The following is a 13,305-nucleotide window of genomic DNA, read 5'->3' on the forward strand; positions in this document are numbered from 1 at the left end:
CATTAGATTGACAAGAAACAGCGTCTTAGGGGGTTTTAGGCTTGCGATTATCTAAACTGAAGCAACCCGTTCCTAAACTAGAAACAACAAGCAGACCGGCCATAATTCCCATGTTTTTAAAAAAGTTTTGTGTTTCGTGAGTGCGTTGTATACCTTCAACTAAACTCCAAAAATCATGCATGTAAATACTGATAACTAAAGTCAATCCAGCTAAGATAAAGGCAGCTAACTTACCTTTGAAACCAATAATAATAGCTAGGCCAGCAACAATTTGGATAATAATAGTAATTGGCAATAAAAATGCAGTAGCGGGTACACTATGATCTAGCATATAGCCCGTCATTGTTTGATAGTTGGTTATTTTCTGTAATCCCGGCAGTATAAAGTAGCTGCCCATCAACAGTCGGCCTAATAACAAACAGGTATTTTCAATTATGCGCATTGGTTATCCTCAAATTTAAGTCATTTTAGTAAAAAATTACATCTATATATTGTTAACATCATGCTTTAAACAAGAGAAAAATACTATGAGCCAACATCACAAAATTAACTATATTGAGATCCCAGTTAAAGCCTTGGCTTCGAGCAAAGCTTTTTTTAAAAAAGTATTTGGTTGGGAATTTGTCGACTACGGTGACGATTATGCCGCAATCACTGGGGCTGGAATTGACGGTGGGCTGTACGTTTCTCAGAACAGCGTGTCAGTGGATAAAGGCAGTGTACTAGTAGTGTTGTACAGTGATGATTTAGTTAAAAGCCAAGCTGCCATTGAGTCGGCAGGTGGCACAATAAAAATTCCCACTTTTGAATTCCCCGGTGGCCATAGGTTTCATTTTTGTGACGGAAACGAAAACGAATATGCAATCTGGAGTGATAAGTAGCCGCAAGGTACTTATCACCTAATTAAAGCAAACACGAGACAGCTAAGTCTTAGCCAGAAAAACCACTATCTTCTGGCATGTTTTTACCTTCAGCAGCTTGTCGAGCAAGCTGATCGCAAGCTTCATTTTCAGGGTGTCCAGAGTGGCCTTTAACCCAGAACCAACTGACCTTATGTTTCGCGACTTGTTCATCTAAACGTTTCCATAAATCGACATTTTTTACTGGTTTTTTATCTGCAGTACGCCAGCCATTTTTACGCCAATTTTTAATCCATTGATTGATCCCATTTTTAACGTACTGGCTATCTGTGGTTAAATTTACAGAACATTCTTCATTTAAAGTTGCGAGTGCCTCGATAGTGGCCAACAACTCCATTCTATTGTTAGTGGTATGTTTAAACCCTTGGCTTAGTTCTTTGCGATGTTTATCAAAAATCATCACAGCACCATAACCACCTGGACCAGGGTTGCCAAGGCAAGAACCATCGGTATAAATTTCTACTTGTTTCATATGAACCTAATTTAGTGGATAAATGTCAGGAATTTTTAATTTAGCGCAGTATAATGACCAAGATTGTTAATGCCACAAAATTCTAAAAAGTAAGTTATAAAAAATAGCTTATATAAAGAGTGTGAAATGAAGAGTGTGAAATGCGCCAAATTATATTAGATACCGAAACCACTGGATTAGATCCTAAACAGGGACACCGCATCATTGAGATAGGGTGTGTGGAAATGATCAACCGTCGACTTACGGGGAATACCTTCCATGTTTACATTAATCCACAGCGCCTAGTCGAACAAGAAGCGATAGGAGTTCATGGTATCACCAATGAATATTTGGCAGACAAGCCAGTATTTAGCACTATCGCTAAAGAATTCATTGATTTTATTTATGGTGCTCAGTTGGTGATCCACAACGCACCATTTGATATCGGTTTTATGGATCATGAGTTTAATAGGTTGTCAGGTTTGGCGGTTAAAGAGTCTGCCAAGATGTGTACTGTGCTCGACACTTTAGATTTGGCAAGACAGATCCACCCCGGACAAAAGAATAACCTTGATGCTTTGTGCAGGCGTTATGGCATTGATAACTCCCATCGAGAGAAACACGGCGCGTTGTTAGATGCCGAGATATTGGCCGATGTGTATCTAATGATGACAGGTGGCCAAACTGACCTGAATTTAAGTGGTAAGGCTAGCAGCGAAGGTGGCGTGCAAATAGAAGCTATCCGCCGACTGTCTACAGACAGAAAACCGTTAAAGGTTGTTATGGCAACGGCCGATGAGTTAGAACAGCATGAAAGTCGCTTAGATATAGTGGCTGAAAAAGGTGGCGCCTGTATATGGCGTGAATAGTGACAAATAGTGATAAAATAGTGAGTTGAGTAAACATGTCAAAACAGGTCGTATCAGCTCTTATTTTATGGCTGTTTGCATACATAAGCTTGTCAGTACAAGCAATTCCCCAAAGTACGCAAGACAGCGCACCGTCTTCAAATGACCAAGATATCAGTGAAGGTGAAGGCTCGCCCCTTACACAATTAGGGACTGAATATCAAAATGGTATCGAGTTACTGCAAAATCGATTTAGAATCGATTACGAAGTAGACGAGATAACTATGATTTTTTTCCGTAAATTCGGTTCTGCTCCGATAGTTTTAGTGCGCCCTGATGGTACTAAAATATTTCAATCCAGCGCCGATGGTGAAAACGTTTTTTGGTTTGATAGCGCCACATACGACATGATCAGTATTAAAAATCCAAAGCCAGGGCCTTGGCAAGCAGTAGGGCAGATTACACCTGAAAGCCGAGTTATGGTGATAAGTGATTTAGCATTACATGCTGACCCTTTACCCAAAATTATATTTTCTGGTGAAATCCTTAAACAAACTGCCTACCTAACCAATAATGGTATTCCGATTGATTACACTGCATTCAGGGATGTAGTTGAATTGGCCATCTCATTGTCTAGTACCAACAATCCTAATTTTAATAACTTTGGTGCTAACACCGAAATTGTGGCGTTTTTTGAAGACAACGGCAAAGGTATGGACGAGAGGCCCTTAGATGGAATATTTACTGGGCAATTTAACCTTGCTATAGCCGATGGCGAATGGATCCCTACCTTTACAGTCTCAACGCCTATGTTTACCCGTGAGCAAGTTGACCCAAATATAATGCTTTTGGCTAATCCCATTAAAGTGGACATCGATCTTGATGGGGGAGGTGATGGTTACCACAAACTCACAATCGATGCGCAGCGTGAATATGTGGATATGTCCACATTATTGATTGATGGAAAAGTACGTTTTCCAAATGGCGATATTCAAAATTTCTCTATTACAGAGATGTCAGCAGATGTCCGCGAATACTTAATTGTTAATTACGAATATGGTGTATATCGCGTTAAATTAACTGCTTATGGAAACACTATTGAAGGTAGAGAGTTTATTTTGGACGTGCCGGAGTTCAGTTTTCTAACTGAAGAACCTGAACCTGTTGTTGTGCCTGCAGATATTGGGGGCGATGCAACTCTAATAGATAATACAACTGAAAAAAGTGCAATGCCTGTGCAAACAATACCCATGGCAGAAGAAAAAATGTCAACCTCAACCTTAGTTTCATTAATTGTGGGTATTAACCTGTTTATCTTGCTAGTAGGAGGTGCCGCGATTTGGTGGCTAACCTTGGACAAAAAGCCTGACTTTAAATTAAAGAAAAAAACTAAAACGCCAATTGCTGCAAAAGGTACTGAAAAAGATATCGAAAAAGTTGGATTTTTTGCAAAAATCTTTAAACGTAAATCTAAAGAACTGGCCACGGATAAGAAACCTAAGAAAGAATCTGACTCTGACTCTGAATTTATGGACTTGACCATCCCTAAGGAATGAATTTTTGCTTGCATATTCAACAAATTGTTCAATACTGCAGCAATCGATACTTTTAACTGAATTTCGTGTTAAAAAGCTATTGACTAGTATGTGGTGAACCCGTATTATCTGCGCCGCGGTTGAGGAGGGATATCCTTTATTCCTTATCTAACTGCTTGATAATATTAAAGATTGTGGAGTGGTAGTTCAGTTGGTTAGAATACCGGCCTGTCACGCCGGGGGTCGCGAGTTCGAGTCTCGTCCACTCCGCCAACTTTGATTTTGTCTAATTTACTGAATGTTTAGTGTGTCGTAAATCCTTCAAGATTTATTTCACTTAAATTGAAAGTAAATGTTTTGATTACGGCTGGAGTGGTAGTTCAGTTGGTTAGAATACCGGCCTGTCACGCCGGGGGTCGCGAGTTCGAGTCTCGTCCACTCCGCCAACATCAAAACAAAATACAATTTATATGCGGAGTGGTAGTTCAGTTGGTTAGAATACCGGCCTGTCACGCCGGGGGTCGCGAGTTCGAGTCTCGTCCACTCCGCCATTAAATTGTTAGTTAGTCTCTTCTTAGGTAAATTCTCTTTTAAATTCTATTAACACTACGTTATCTGCTTATGGTTTGATAAGCTTGTGTTATAGCTATGTTCCTTATTTATATGATGCCTATACCCATGTCGCCATCCTCTGAGATTTAATTCCTATGTTTTTGTTGTTCCTTTATATTTTTATTGCCTTAGGTTTTTCGTTTATTTGTTCTATAGCAGAAGCGGTAATCCTCAGCATTTCCTCGGCGTATATTTCTGTGTTGGTGAAAAGTGGTCATCCTTCTGGGGCGTTATTGAAAAAACAAGTCAGTGATATTAACCGCCCCCTTGCCGCTATTTTAAGCTTAAATACCATTGCCCATACTATGGGAGCTGCCGGTGCTGGGGCTCAGGCCGCTGTGGTCTTTGGTGATGCCTATCTAGGTATTGCTTCAGCTGTGTTAACTTTATTGATTTTGGTTTTCTCAGAAATTATTCCTAAAACCCTTGGGGCAACCTATTGGCGTAAGCTCGCTCCAGCGACAGCCTATTTTTTAAAATATTTAATCATTATATTGTGGCCCTTAGTTCAAATGGCGCAAAAGATGACATCTAGAATGCATGACGAATCGCCCCTTATTGGTTTAAATAGAGATGAACTATCCGCGATGACTGCATTGTCTTTTGAGGAAGGCCAAATTGCCGCTCGCGAGGCAACTGTGATGCAGAACTTACTCAGTTTAAAACATCTTAAAGTACGTCAAGCTATGACCCACAGAACAGTGGTGTTTTCGTTACCTGATACCATGACAGTTGCGGAATTTCTCGATAAACACGCTGAAGTGTCATTTTCACGGATCCCTATCTATGAAGATGGCGATCCAGAAAAAATTAGCGGCTATGTATTAAAGTCAGATTTATTGTTGGCCTATGCTCGTGGCAATACTGCCAGAGCGCTGAAGACTTACCAAAAGGATATGGTGACCATTTTAAGTAGTATGTCGTTAGCCAAGGCATTTGCCCCTTTGCATTCACAACGAGGAAACATGTTACTAATTGTAGATGAATATGGTGGATTAGAGGGAGTGTTAACCGTTGAGGATCTAGTTGAGAGTTTATTTGGTATTGATATCATTGATGAAAGTGACCAAGTAGTCAGCATGCGAAAACTAGCACGAATAATGGCTAAAAGACGGGAAAAGAAACGTTTACGCAAGTATGAAAAACCAAACCGTTAACATGCATATTAGGGAAATGAGCGGATTATGAGTGAGTTACTTAGATGTACCAATCTAACTAAAGAATACAGTGATGGAGAAAATACAGTTAAGGTGCTCAAAAGCGTCAATTTTTCTATTAATAAGGCTGAACAAGTTGCTATTGTGGGGAGTTCAGGCTCTGGGAAAAGTACCTTATTACATTTATTAGGGGCTTTAGATAAACCTACATCAGGGCAAGTATCCTTTGAACAACAAGATATATTTGCATTTAACAGTAACCAACAAGCAAAATTTCGCAATCAATCCCTTGGGTTTGTTTATCAATTTCATCATTTATTGCCAGAATTTAGTGCTTTAGAAAATGTAGCTATGCCGTTATTGATTGCAAAAAAGCCAGTCAAACAAGCTAATGAGATGGCCATGGCCATGTTAGATAAGGTTGGTTTGTCCCATAGATCCCATCATAAACCTGCTGAATTATCTGGTGGTGAGCGACAACGTGTAGCTATTGCCAGAGCCTTGGTAACTCAACCCAAATTAATATTAGCAGACGAACCTACAGGCAACTTAGATCAAAAAACTGGTGAAAGTATTTATCAGTTACTCAGTGATCTACGTGAACAAATGCATACCAGTTTTGTGGTTGTAACCCATGATACTCAATTGGCAAAAAGATTAGATCGCTCTTTGAATTTAGTCGACGGCTGTTTAACTGATGCAACACCTCAATCTTTGGCGAGTACAATATAGTGCATTTAGCTTGGATATTGGCGTGGCGTTTTCGCACCAACAAACGCCAAAATGGCTTTATATCGTTTATTTCCGCTTCATCGACATTTGGTATTGGCTTAGGTTGTTTTGTGCTGATTTTGTTGTTATCAGTAATGAATGGTTTTGAGAAAGAGTTAAAAGACCGTTTATTGTCTGTTATTCCACATGCTGAGTTTAAATCAGTGTATGCAAGCGGCATTGAAAACTGGCCCGCAGAAGTTGAGGCATTAAAACTCCACCCCGAAGTCACTTTCGTCGAACCCTACGTAAACGCGACCGGTATGTTGCAAAAAGGCAATAAAATGAAGGCGGTTGAAATGACCGCTTTAGAACCTCTTTACGCCGCTGATGGAGTCATCCCCAGTTTAGTAACTAGCCAACAGTGGCTACAATTTCAAACTGACGAAAACGCTACAATGTTAGGCATAGGACTTATGCAAAAATTGGACTTGGTAGTGGGTGATAAAGTGCAGATTTTATTGCCGCAGTTATCAGAAGATTTGAGTTTAAGTGCGCCAAAAACATTACGTCTCAATATTATTGCTAGTTTAGATATGGGCGGAGAATTGAGTAATCATATTGGCTTTATGCATATGTCATTAGCCGCGCAGACACAAAATATCCACCATGGTGCACAGGGAATACGTTTAAGGTATCGGGATGCTTTTGCCGCCCCTAAATTAACCCGTGAAATTGGATATAAATTGACACCTGAAGTGTATATGTCGGATTGGACTATTAAGGATGGTAATTTATATCAAGATATTCAGCTGGTAAGGGCAGTGGTTTATATTGCATTAAGTTTGGTGATCGCCGTGGCATGTTTCAATATCGTGTCTACATTGGTGATGGCAGTAAACGAAAAACAAAGCGAAATTGCCATGCTTAAAAGTATGGGCGCAAAGAATAGCCTGATTATTTTAGTTTTTATGTTGCAAGGTAGCTTTAATGGTCTGATTGGTACAATAGTCGGGGTGACATTAGGTATTTTGATGGCAACTAACTTAGCTGCTGTAGCGCGTTTTATTGAAGATTTATTGGGTGTGCAATTTTTATCAGGCGATGTTTATTTTATTGATTTTTTACCCTCAGAATTAAACTGGAATGAAGTCTACATCACTGCACTGATCGCTATAATACTGAGTGTTTTGGCCACGCTTTATCCAGCAATAAAAGCAGCAAAAATTAATCCTGCTAAAGTGCTGGGACACTGAACATAGGGGAGGCTGATATGAAGAAAAATACAATTAACGTAACAAACTTGCAGGTGACAGATCAAAAAGACTGGGCTGCAGGTGTGCCTGCTGTCATCTCGGCATATAAAAATATAAGCACTAAAGTAGGGCCATTTAAAGGGACTAAATTACTTACGCAACTTAACCAAATTGAAGGTTTTGATTGCCCCGGTTGCGCATGGCCTGATCCATTATTAAAACGTTCAACCTTTGAATTTTGTGAAAACGGCGCAAAAGCTGTCGCCGATGAAGCCACATTAAAGCGGGCAACCTTTAAATTTTTTGCTAAATATAGTATCGATGATTTAAAACAAAAGTCTGACCGTTGGTTAAATGATCAAGGACGTTTAGTCGAGCCTTTGTTTTTGGCTGAAGGAAGTGATCATTACCAACCCATTAGCTGGTCGGACGCTTTGAGCATGATCGCCAAAGGGCTAAATAAACTGGATTCGCCAAACCAAGCGGCATTTTATACTTCCGGCCGCACCAGCAACGAGGCCGCTTTTTTATACCAATTATTGGTTCGTCAATTTGGTACTAATAATCTACCCGATTGTTCAAATATGTGTCATGAATCTAGTGGCGTGGGGTTAACCGAAACCATAGGTATAGGCAAAGGTAGCGTTTCTCTAGATGATTTAGAAAATAGCGAAGCCATTTTTATCTTTGGGCAAAATCCAGGTTCAAACCACCCACGAATGCTAAGTTCGTTGCAAGCAGCCAAACGTCAAGGTGCTAAGATTGTTGCAATTAATCCGTTGGATGAAACAGGTTTAAAACGTTTCAAAAATCCACAAGAAATTGAAGGTGTCATTGGCGCTGGTACAGCATTGCGGGACTTGTATTTACCGGTGAAAATTAACGGTGATGTGCCTTTATTAAAAGGTTTATGCAAAGCCTTAATTGAAAGAGATGACGCAGGGCAAGCCGTTTTGGATAAAGAGTTTATTGCAAAATATTGCTACGGTTTTGAGGCCTTTAAACAGAACATCTTAGCCACTTCTTGGGTTGATATTGAGCAGCATAGTGGATTAACTCAAATTCAAATTAATCAAGCTGCTGATATTGCTTGTGCCTCGAAAAAAACTATCTGTTGCTGGGCTATGGGAATGACCCAACACAAAAATGCTGTGGCTAATATCCAGCTGATGACCAACTTTTTAATGTTACAAGGTAACTTGGGCAAACCTAGAGCGGGTGTTTGTCCGGTGCGTGGTCACAGTAATGTGCAAGGTGATCGCACTATGGGAATTTGGGAGAAACCCTCTGACTCTTTCTTAGATGCTTTGCAGCAGACTTATAATTTTGCTGTGCCTAGAGAACATGGTTATGACGCAGTAGAAAGTGTCGAGGCGATGGCACAAGGGAAAGTAAAATTGTTGTTTGCTTTAGGCGGTAACTTTTATCGTGCTATGCCTGATCATGGGGCAACAAAACAAGCCTTAGCCAAGTGTGAATTAACGGTTCAAGTTTCAACTAAGTTAAATCAATCACATCTGTACACGGGCAAAAGCGCATTGATCCTCCCAGCCTTAGGGCGTACTGAAATTGATCGGCAATTATCGGGAATTCAAATTGTTACCGTCGAAAATTCTATGGGAGTGGTACAAACTTCTCACGGTAAAATACCCCCAGCCTCTGACCTCTTAAAGAGTGAGGTAGCCATTGTAGCCGATTTAGCCACTATGGCTCTACCCGAAAGCCATATCAATTGGCAACAAATGAAAAATGATTATCGTTTAATTCGAGATGGTATCGCCCAAGTTATCCCTGGTTTTGAGAATTTTAATCAACGTATTGAGGAACTTGGCGAATTTGAATTGCCTAATGATGTAAGAGACCAACGTAAGTTTGTCACTGCCACTGGCAAAGCCAATTTTGTTGTCCATGATATCGAGTCTATTCATGTACCAGAAGGCTGTTTAATAATGATGACTATTCGCAGTCATGATCAGTTTAATACCACAGTGTATTCCAACAATGACAGATATCGTGGTATTCATGGCAGCCGCCGAATTGTTTTTGTGAATATTGATGATCTAGAGGATTTAGGCTTACAAACAGGTCAACAAGTGGATATTCACAGTCATTGGCCGAATGAAAAGATAAAAACCAGAACCGTAGAAGATTTTACTCTAGTTCAATTTGATATTCCGCGAGGATGCGCTGCCGCTTATTACCCAGAAACCAATGATTTGATCCCCCTTAGCAGTGTCGCCGATAAAAGTAATACACCCGCGTATAAATCTGTGGTGATCAGTTTGCATGTTTCAGATAGTAAAATTTAAAAGCTAAACAATTTTGAACCACAGAGATCACAGAGCGCTTCGCTACACAGAGAAACAGATAATTAAGGTCATGATTTCTTTTCCTCTGTGCTCTCTGTGGTTAATCGCTTTTAGTTTTTCAGCTTTAAGAATCTGCGCGACCCATAAATTTGCTTTCTGCTGTATTAACTTTGATCTTTTCGCCTGTGGCAATGTACTCAGGTACTTGCACTACTAGCCCCGTAGATAATGTAGCGGGTTTAGTGCGAGCACTGGCCGACGCACCTTTAATAGAAGGGTCGGTTTCTGTTATCAACAACTCTACAGAAGCGGGCAGTTCCACGCCTACTGGTTTTCCTTCGACTAATAAAATTTGCAGGCCTTTAGTATCTTCGGTGATAAATGGTAGTTCATCACTTATGGTTTCTGTGTTTAAAGGGTAAGAAGAATAGTCTTCATCATCCATAAAGACATATTCGTCGCCATCAACATAGGAAAAAGTGACTTTATTACGGTTGAAATCAACTAAATTGAGCACTTCATCGGCTTTAAAACTTTCATCAGCTTTAGCGCCTGTGCCCACTTCATACAAACGCATTCTATATAAACTAGCACCAGCACGACCGCTGGGTGTCATTTTATTAATGTCTTTAACAATATAAGTTTTGCCATTATGTTCAACGGCTGCATTTTTTTTAATTTCACTGGCTTTTGGCATAGTAGAGATCCTTTATAATTTTGTCGCAAAAAATACCATGAAAACAAAAATAGGCAAAGGAAGTTGTGCCTTACGTCAAACTTTTCACTCGTTAGTTGTGAAGCTTTTTGGCATAATCTCGCCCTACGGTTTTACATCCTCATTATTCATTAAGGCGCTATGTCTAAAACATCCTATTTGTTTGCTGCCGATGGCAAGTTATCTGAGGCTATCGACGGGTTTGTGCCGCGCCAAGCACAAACTGATATGGCGGTAGCTGTTGAAAATACCATCAAAAACAAGACGTCGCTTATTGTCGAAGCGGGAACAGGCACAGGTAAAACCTTTGCATACTTAGCTCCTGCATTATTATCAGAGAGAAAAACTATTGTCTCGACGGGCACTAAAAACCTGCAGGAACAACTTTTTCATCGTGACTTACCACTGATTAAAAAAGCGTTAGGCTCCAATAGCAAAACTGCATTGTTAAAAGGTCGGGCTAACTATTTGTGTCTGCATCGGTTAAGGCAACACGGTGGCAATAGCACATTAATTGATAGACAAACCTTGACTGAACTCACGCAAGTAAGGGAGTGGGCGTCTAGTACTAAAACAGGTGATATGGGCGATATGAGGTCGTTGGCAGAAGACGCTAAAGTGTTGCCTTTTGTCACTTCTACTGCGGATAATTGTTTGGGTAAAGATTGCCCTGATTACGAAGATTGCTACATGGTCAAAGCCCGCCGTAAAGCATTGGATGCCGATGTGGTGGTGGTTAACCACCATTTGTTTTTTGCGGATATGGCGCTTAAGGATACCGGCTTTGGTGAACTGATACCCGACGCGGATTTAGTGGTATTTGACGAAGCTCATCAAATACCTGATATAGCCAGTGAGTATTTTGGTGAGACGTTTTCAAGTAGGCAAATGCAGGATATAAGCCGCGACGTTGAAGTGGTGTATCGCACTGTGCTCAAAGACGCTAAACAATTACAAACTGCCGGTGAGAAATGCAAAATGATTGCCGCGGATTTACGGATTTTATTCCCCGAAAACCCCTCCAAAGGGAATTGGCGTCAAATGTTGACTCGAGACGACGTAAAAACTCAAATCAGTAAGTTAACTGACAGTCTGAACGTGTTGTATGAGGTACTCAAATTACATGTTGGTCGTGACAAAGATCTCGATAGTATTCTTGAACGAGTGTCAGAGGCAAGAGGCAAGTTAGCGCGCTTAACTGATACTACACAATTAGGCGTGAGTCTTTGGTACGAAACCACTATGCGACATATAGTGCTGCATTTGACTCCGCTAAGTATTGCCCAAAAATTTGCAGATTTTATAGCTGAGCCTAAACGTAGTTGGGTATTTACCTCTGCTACCTTAATGGTAGACGGTGCTTTTAATCATTTTCAAAAGCAAATGGGTTTAGACAATGCCACCACTTTGTCCCTAGACAGTCCATTTGATTACCCTAATCAAGCGATGTTATGTGTGCCACGTTTTTTGCCAGAGCCAAACGCCCGTGAAATGCGCGCCACCTTGTTAGATATATCGATCAAATTGGTTAAAGCCAGTCGAGGCCGCTGCTTTTTGTTATTTACTAGTCATGCCACACTGAATGCCATTGCCGGTTTGTTAGAAGATAAAATCGATAATCCTATTTTGGTTCAGGGATCTACCACTAAGCGCGCCTTATTAGAACGATATATAGAGAATAAAGATGCAGTGCTGTTGGGCACAGGTGCATTTTGGGAAGGTGTAGATGTCCGAGGCGATGATTTGACTTGTGTGTTAATAGATAAGTTACCTTTTGCCTCACCAGACGATCCGTTATTGCAAGCCAGAATTGAAGATTGCCGAAAAGGTGGTGGTAACCCTTTTGCTCAGTTGCAAATTCCTCAAGCTGCTATTGCATTAAAACAAGGGGCAGGGCGCTTGATCCGTGACGAAACAGATAAAGGCGTGTTGGTTATCTGTGATAACCGATTGGTTACTAAAGATTATGGCAAAATTTTTATGGGTAGTTTACCTGATATGCATCGCACCCGAGACCTACAAAAAGCATTGGATTTTTTACACGACATTCACAGCGACAAAGAAGAAATAGAGACTCAATCATGAATATTTTAGTAATCGATACTGCCACTGAGGCTTGTTCAGTGGCCCTTGAAGTCAACGAACAAGTGTTTCACCGCTTTGAAGTTTGTCCACAACAACACAGTCAACGTATCTTACCAATGATTGATGAAGTATTGAAAGAGGCCAAAGTGACACTGCAAGATTTGGATTATCTCGCTTTTGGTCGTGGTCCAGGCAGTTTTACTGGGGTGCGTATTGCCACTGGCGTATTGCAGGGGTTAGCCTTGGGTACTGGCCATAAAGTGGTAGGTATCTCAACTTTAGCCGCTATGGCACAGCAAGCTTATGAGCAAAATCGAAGTGAGCAAGTGACTGCTGCAATTGATGCACGTATGTCTGAAGTGTATTTTGGCCAGTATAAACTTGAACAAAATGTTATGACACTGATAGGTGTGGAACAAGTGGTGCCTCCAGAGGAAGGGGCAGAGTTACTCACTAATTGTCCTAAAATGACAGGAGTTGGCACTGGTTGGCAAGCATACCCAGATTTAAATGCTGCAGCCAAAATTGAGGTGTTAGCTGACATTTTATATCCCAATGCATTGTATATGTTACCTCTTGCCAAGTCTTTAATTGCTAATGGTCAGGCTGTTGACGTGGAAGAAATTCAGCCCGTATATTTACGCGACAAAGTAACCTGGAAAAAACTTCCTGGACGAGAGTAACAATCTGGAACAATTCTTGTATC

12 protein-coding genes and 3 tRNA genes are annotated in these 13,305 nt (G+C 40.6%); 12 read left to right on the plus strand and 3 right to left on the minus strand.

Annotation, left to right across the window (positions count from 1 at the left end; all coding sequences use genetic code 11):
* Positions 1–25: 25 nt before the first annotated feature.
* On the minus strand, positions 26–442 hold the full coding sequence (locus tag GARC_RS16545) for a DoxX family protein (protein ID WP_007622268.1): 417 nt from the start codon (positions 440–442) through the stop codon (positions 26–28).
* Positions 443–527: 85 nt separating this feature from the next.
* Here GARC_RS16545 and GARC_RS16550 point away from each other — a divergent pair, with 85 nt between their 5' ends.
* A complete protein-coding gene (locus tag GARC_RS16550; protein ID WP_007622270.1) occupies positions 528–881 on the plus strand; it encodes a VOC family protein in 354 nt (117 codons plus the stop codon).
* A gap of 49 nt (positions 882–930) precedes the next feature.
* Here GARC_RS16550 and rnhA read toward each other — a convergent pair whose 3' ends face one another.
* Positions 931–1,392, minus strand: a complete 462-nt coding sequence (gene rnhA, locus GARC_RS16555) for a ribonuclease HI (RefSeq protein ID WP_007622272.1) — start codon at positions 1,390–1,392, stop codon at positions 931–933.
* A gap of 140 nt (positions 1,393–1,532) precedes the next feature.
* Between rnhA and dnaQ the strand changes: the two genes are divergently transcribed.
* The 9 genes from dnaQ to GARC_RS16600 all read left to right on the plus strand — a co-directional run bounded on the left by dnaQ (position 1,533) and on the right by GARC_RS16600 (position 9,799).
* Positions 1,533–2,240: a DNA polymerase III subunit epsilon gene (dnaQ, locus tag GARC_RS16560; RefSeq protein ID WP_007622274.1), complete on the plus strand. Its 708-nt coding sequence runs from the start codon at positions 1,533–1,535 to the stop codon at positions 2,238–2,240.
* A gap of 35 nt (positions 2,241–2,275) precedes the next feature.
* Positions 2,276–3,775 (plus strand): TIGR03503 family protein, encoded by a 1,500-nt coding sequence (locus GARC_RS16565; RefSeq protein WP_007622276.1) that lies wholly within the window; start codon positions 2,276–2,278, stop codon positions 3,773–3,775.
* A 175-nt stretch (positions 3,776–3,950) separates the two neighbouring features.
* A tRNA-Asp gene (locus GARC_RS16570) sits at positions 3,951–4,027 on the plus strand.
* A gap of 96 nt (positions 4,028–4,123) precedes the next feature.
* Positions 4,124–4,200 (plus strand) — tRNA-Asp (locus GARC_RS16575).
* 28 nt (positions 4,201–4,228) lie between these two features.
* Positions 4,229–4,305 (plus strand) — tRNA-Asp (locus GARC_RS16580).
* A gap of 156 nt (positions 4,306–4,461) precedes the next feature.
* Positions 4,462–5,523, plus strand: coding sequence for a CNNM domain-containing protein (locus GARC_RS16585; RefSeq protein WP_007622278.1), 1,062 nt, complete (start codon positions 4,462–4,464; stop codon positions 5,521–5,523).
* Between the two features lie 27 nt (positions 5,524–5,550).
* Positions 5,551–6,255, plus strand: coding sequence for a lipoprotein-releasing ABC transporter ATP-binding protein LolD (gene lolD / locus GARC_RS16590; protein ID WP_007622280.1), 705 nt, complete (start codon positions 5,551–5,553; stop codon positions 6,253–6,255).
* A complete protein-coding gene (locus GARC_RS16595; protein WP_007622282.1) occupies positions 6,255–7,490 on the plus strand; it encodes a lipoprotein-releasing ABC transporter permease subunit in 1,236 nt (411 codons plus the stop codon). Before lolD ends, GARC_RS16595 begins: the two co-directional genes overlap by 1 nt.
* A gap of 17 nt (positions 7,491–7,507) precedes the next feature.
* Entirely contained in the window at positions 7,508–9,799 is a 2,292-nt protein-coding gene (locus tag GARC_RS16600; RefSeq protein WP_007622284.1) for an FdhF/YdeP family oxidoreductase, read from the plus strand.
* Between the two features lie 124 nt (positions 9,800–9,923).
* On the opposite strand, the gene efpL is transcribed toward GARC_RS16600, so the two are convergent.
* The gene (gene efpL / locus GARC_RS16605) at positions 9,924–10,496 is read right to left on the minus strand and encodes an elongation factor P-like protein EfpL (RefSeq protein WP_007622286.1); all 573 of its coding nucleotides are present in this window, start codon (positions 10,494–10,496) and stop codon (positions 9,924–9,926) included.
* A gap of 159 nt (positions 10,497–10,655) precedes the next feature.
* On the opposite strand from efpL, the gene GARC_RS16610 reads away from it, so the two are divergent.
* Together GARC_RS16610 and tsaB are read left to right on the plus strand one after the other, a co-directional pair.
* Positions 10,656–12,599 (plus strand): ATP-dependent DNA helicase, encoded by a 1,944-nt coding sequence (locus GARC_RS16610; RefSeq protein WP_007622288.1) that lies wholly within the window; start codon positions 10,656–10,658, stop codon positions 12,597–12,599.
* Positions 12,596–13,282 (plus strand): tRNA (adenosine(37)-N6)-threonylcarbamoyltransferase complex dimerization subunit type 1 TsaB, encoded by a 687-nt coding sequence (gene tsaB, locus GARC_RS16615; protein WP_007622290.1) that lies wholly within the window; start codon positions 12,596–12,598, stop codon positions 13,280–13,282. The genes GARC_RS16610 and tsaB overlap by 4 nt, the downstream gene beginning before the upstream one ends.
* Positions 13,283–13,305: the final 23 nt, after the last annotated feature.

The sequence above is a fragment of the Paraglaciecola arctica BSs20135 genome (assembly GCF_000314995.1).
Classification (GTDB): Bacteria; Pseudomonadota; Gammaproteobacteria; order Enterobacterales; family Alteromonadaceae; genus Paraglaciecola; species Paraglaciecola arctica.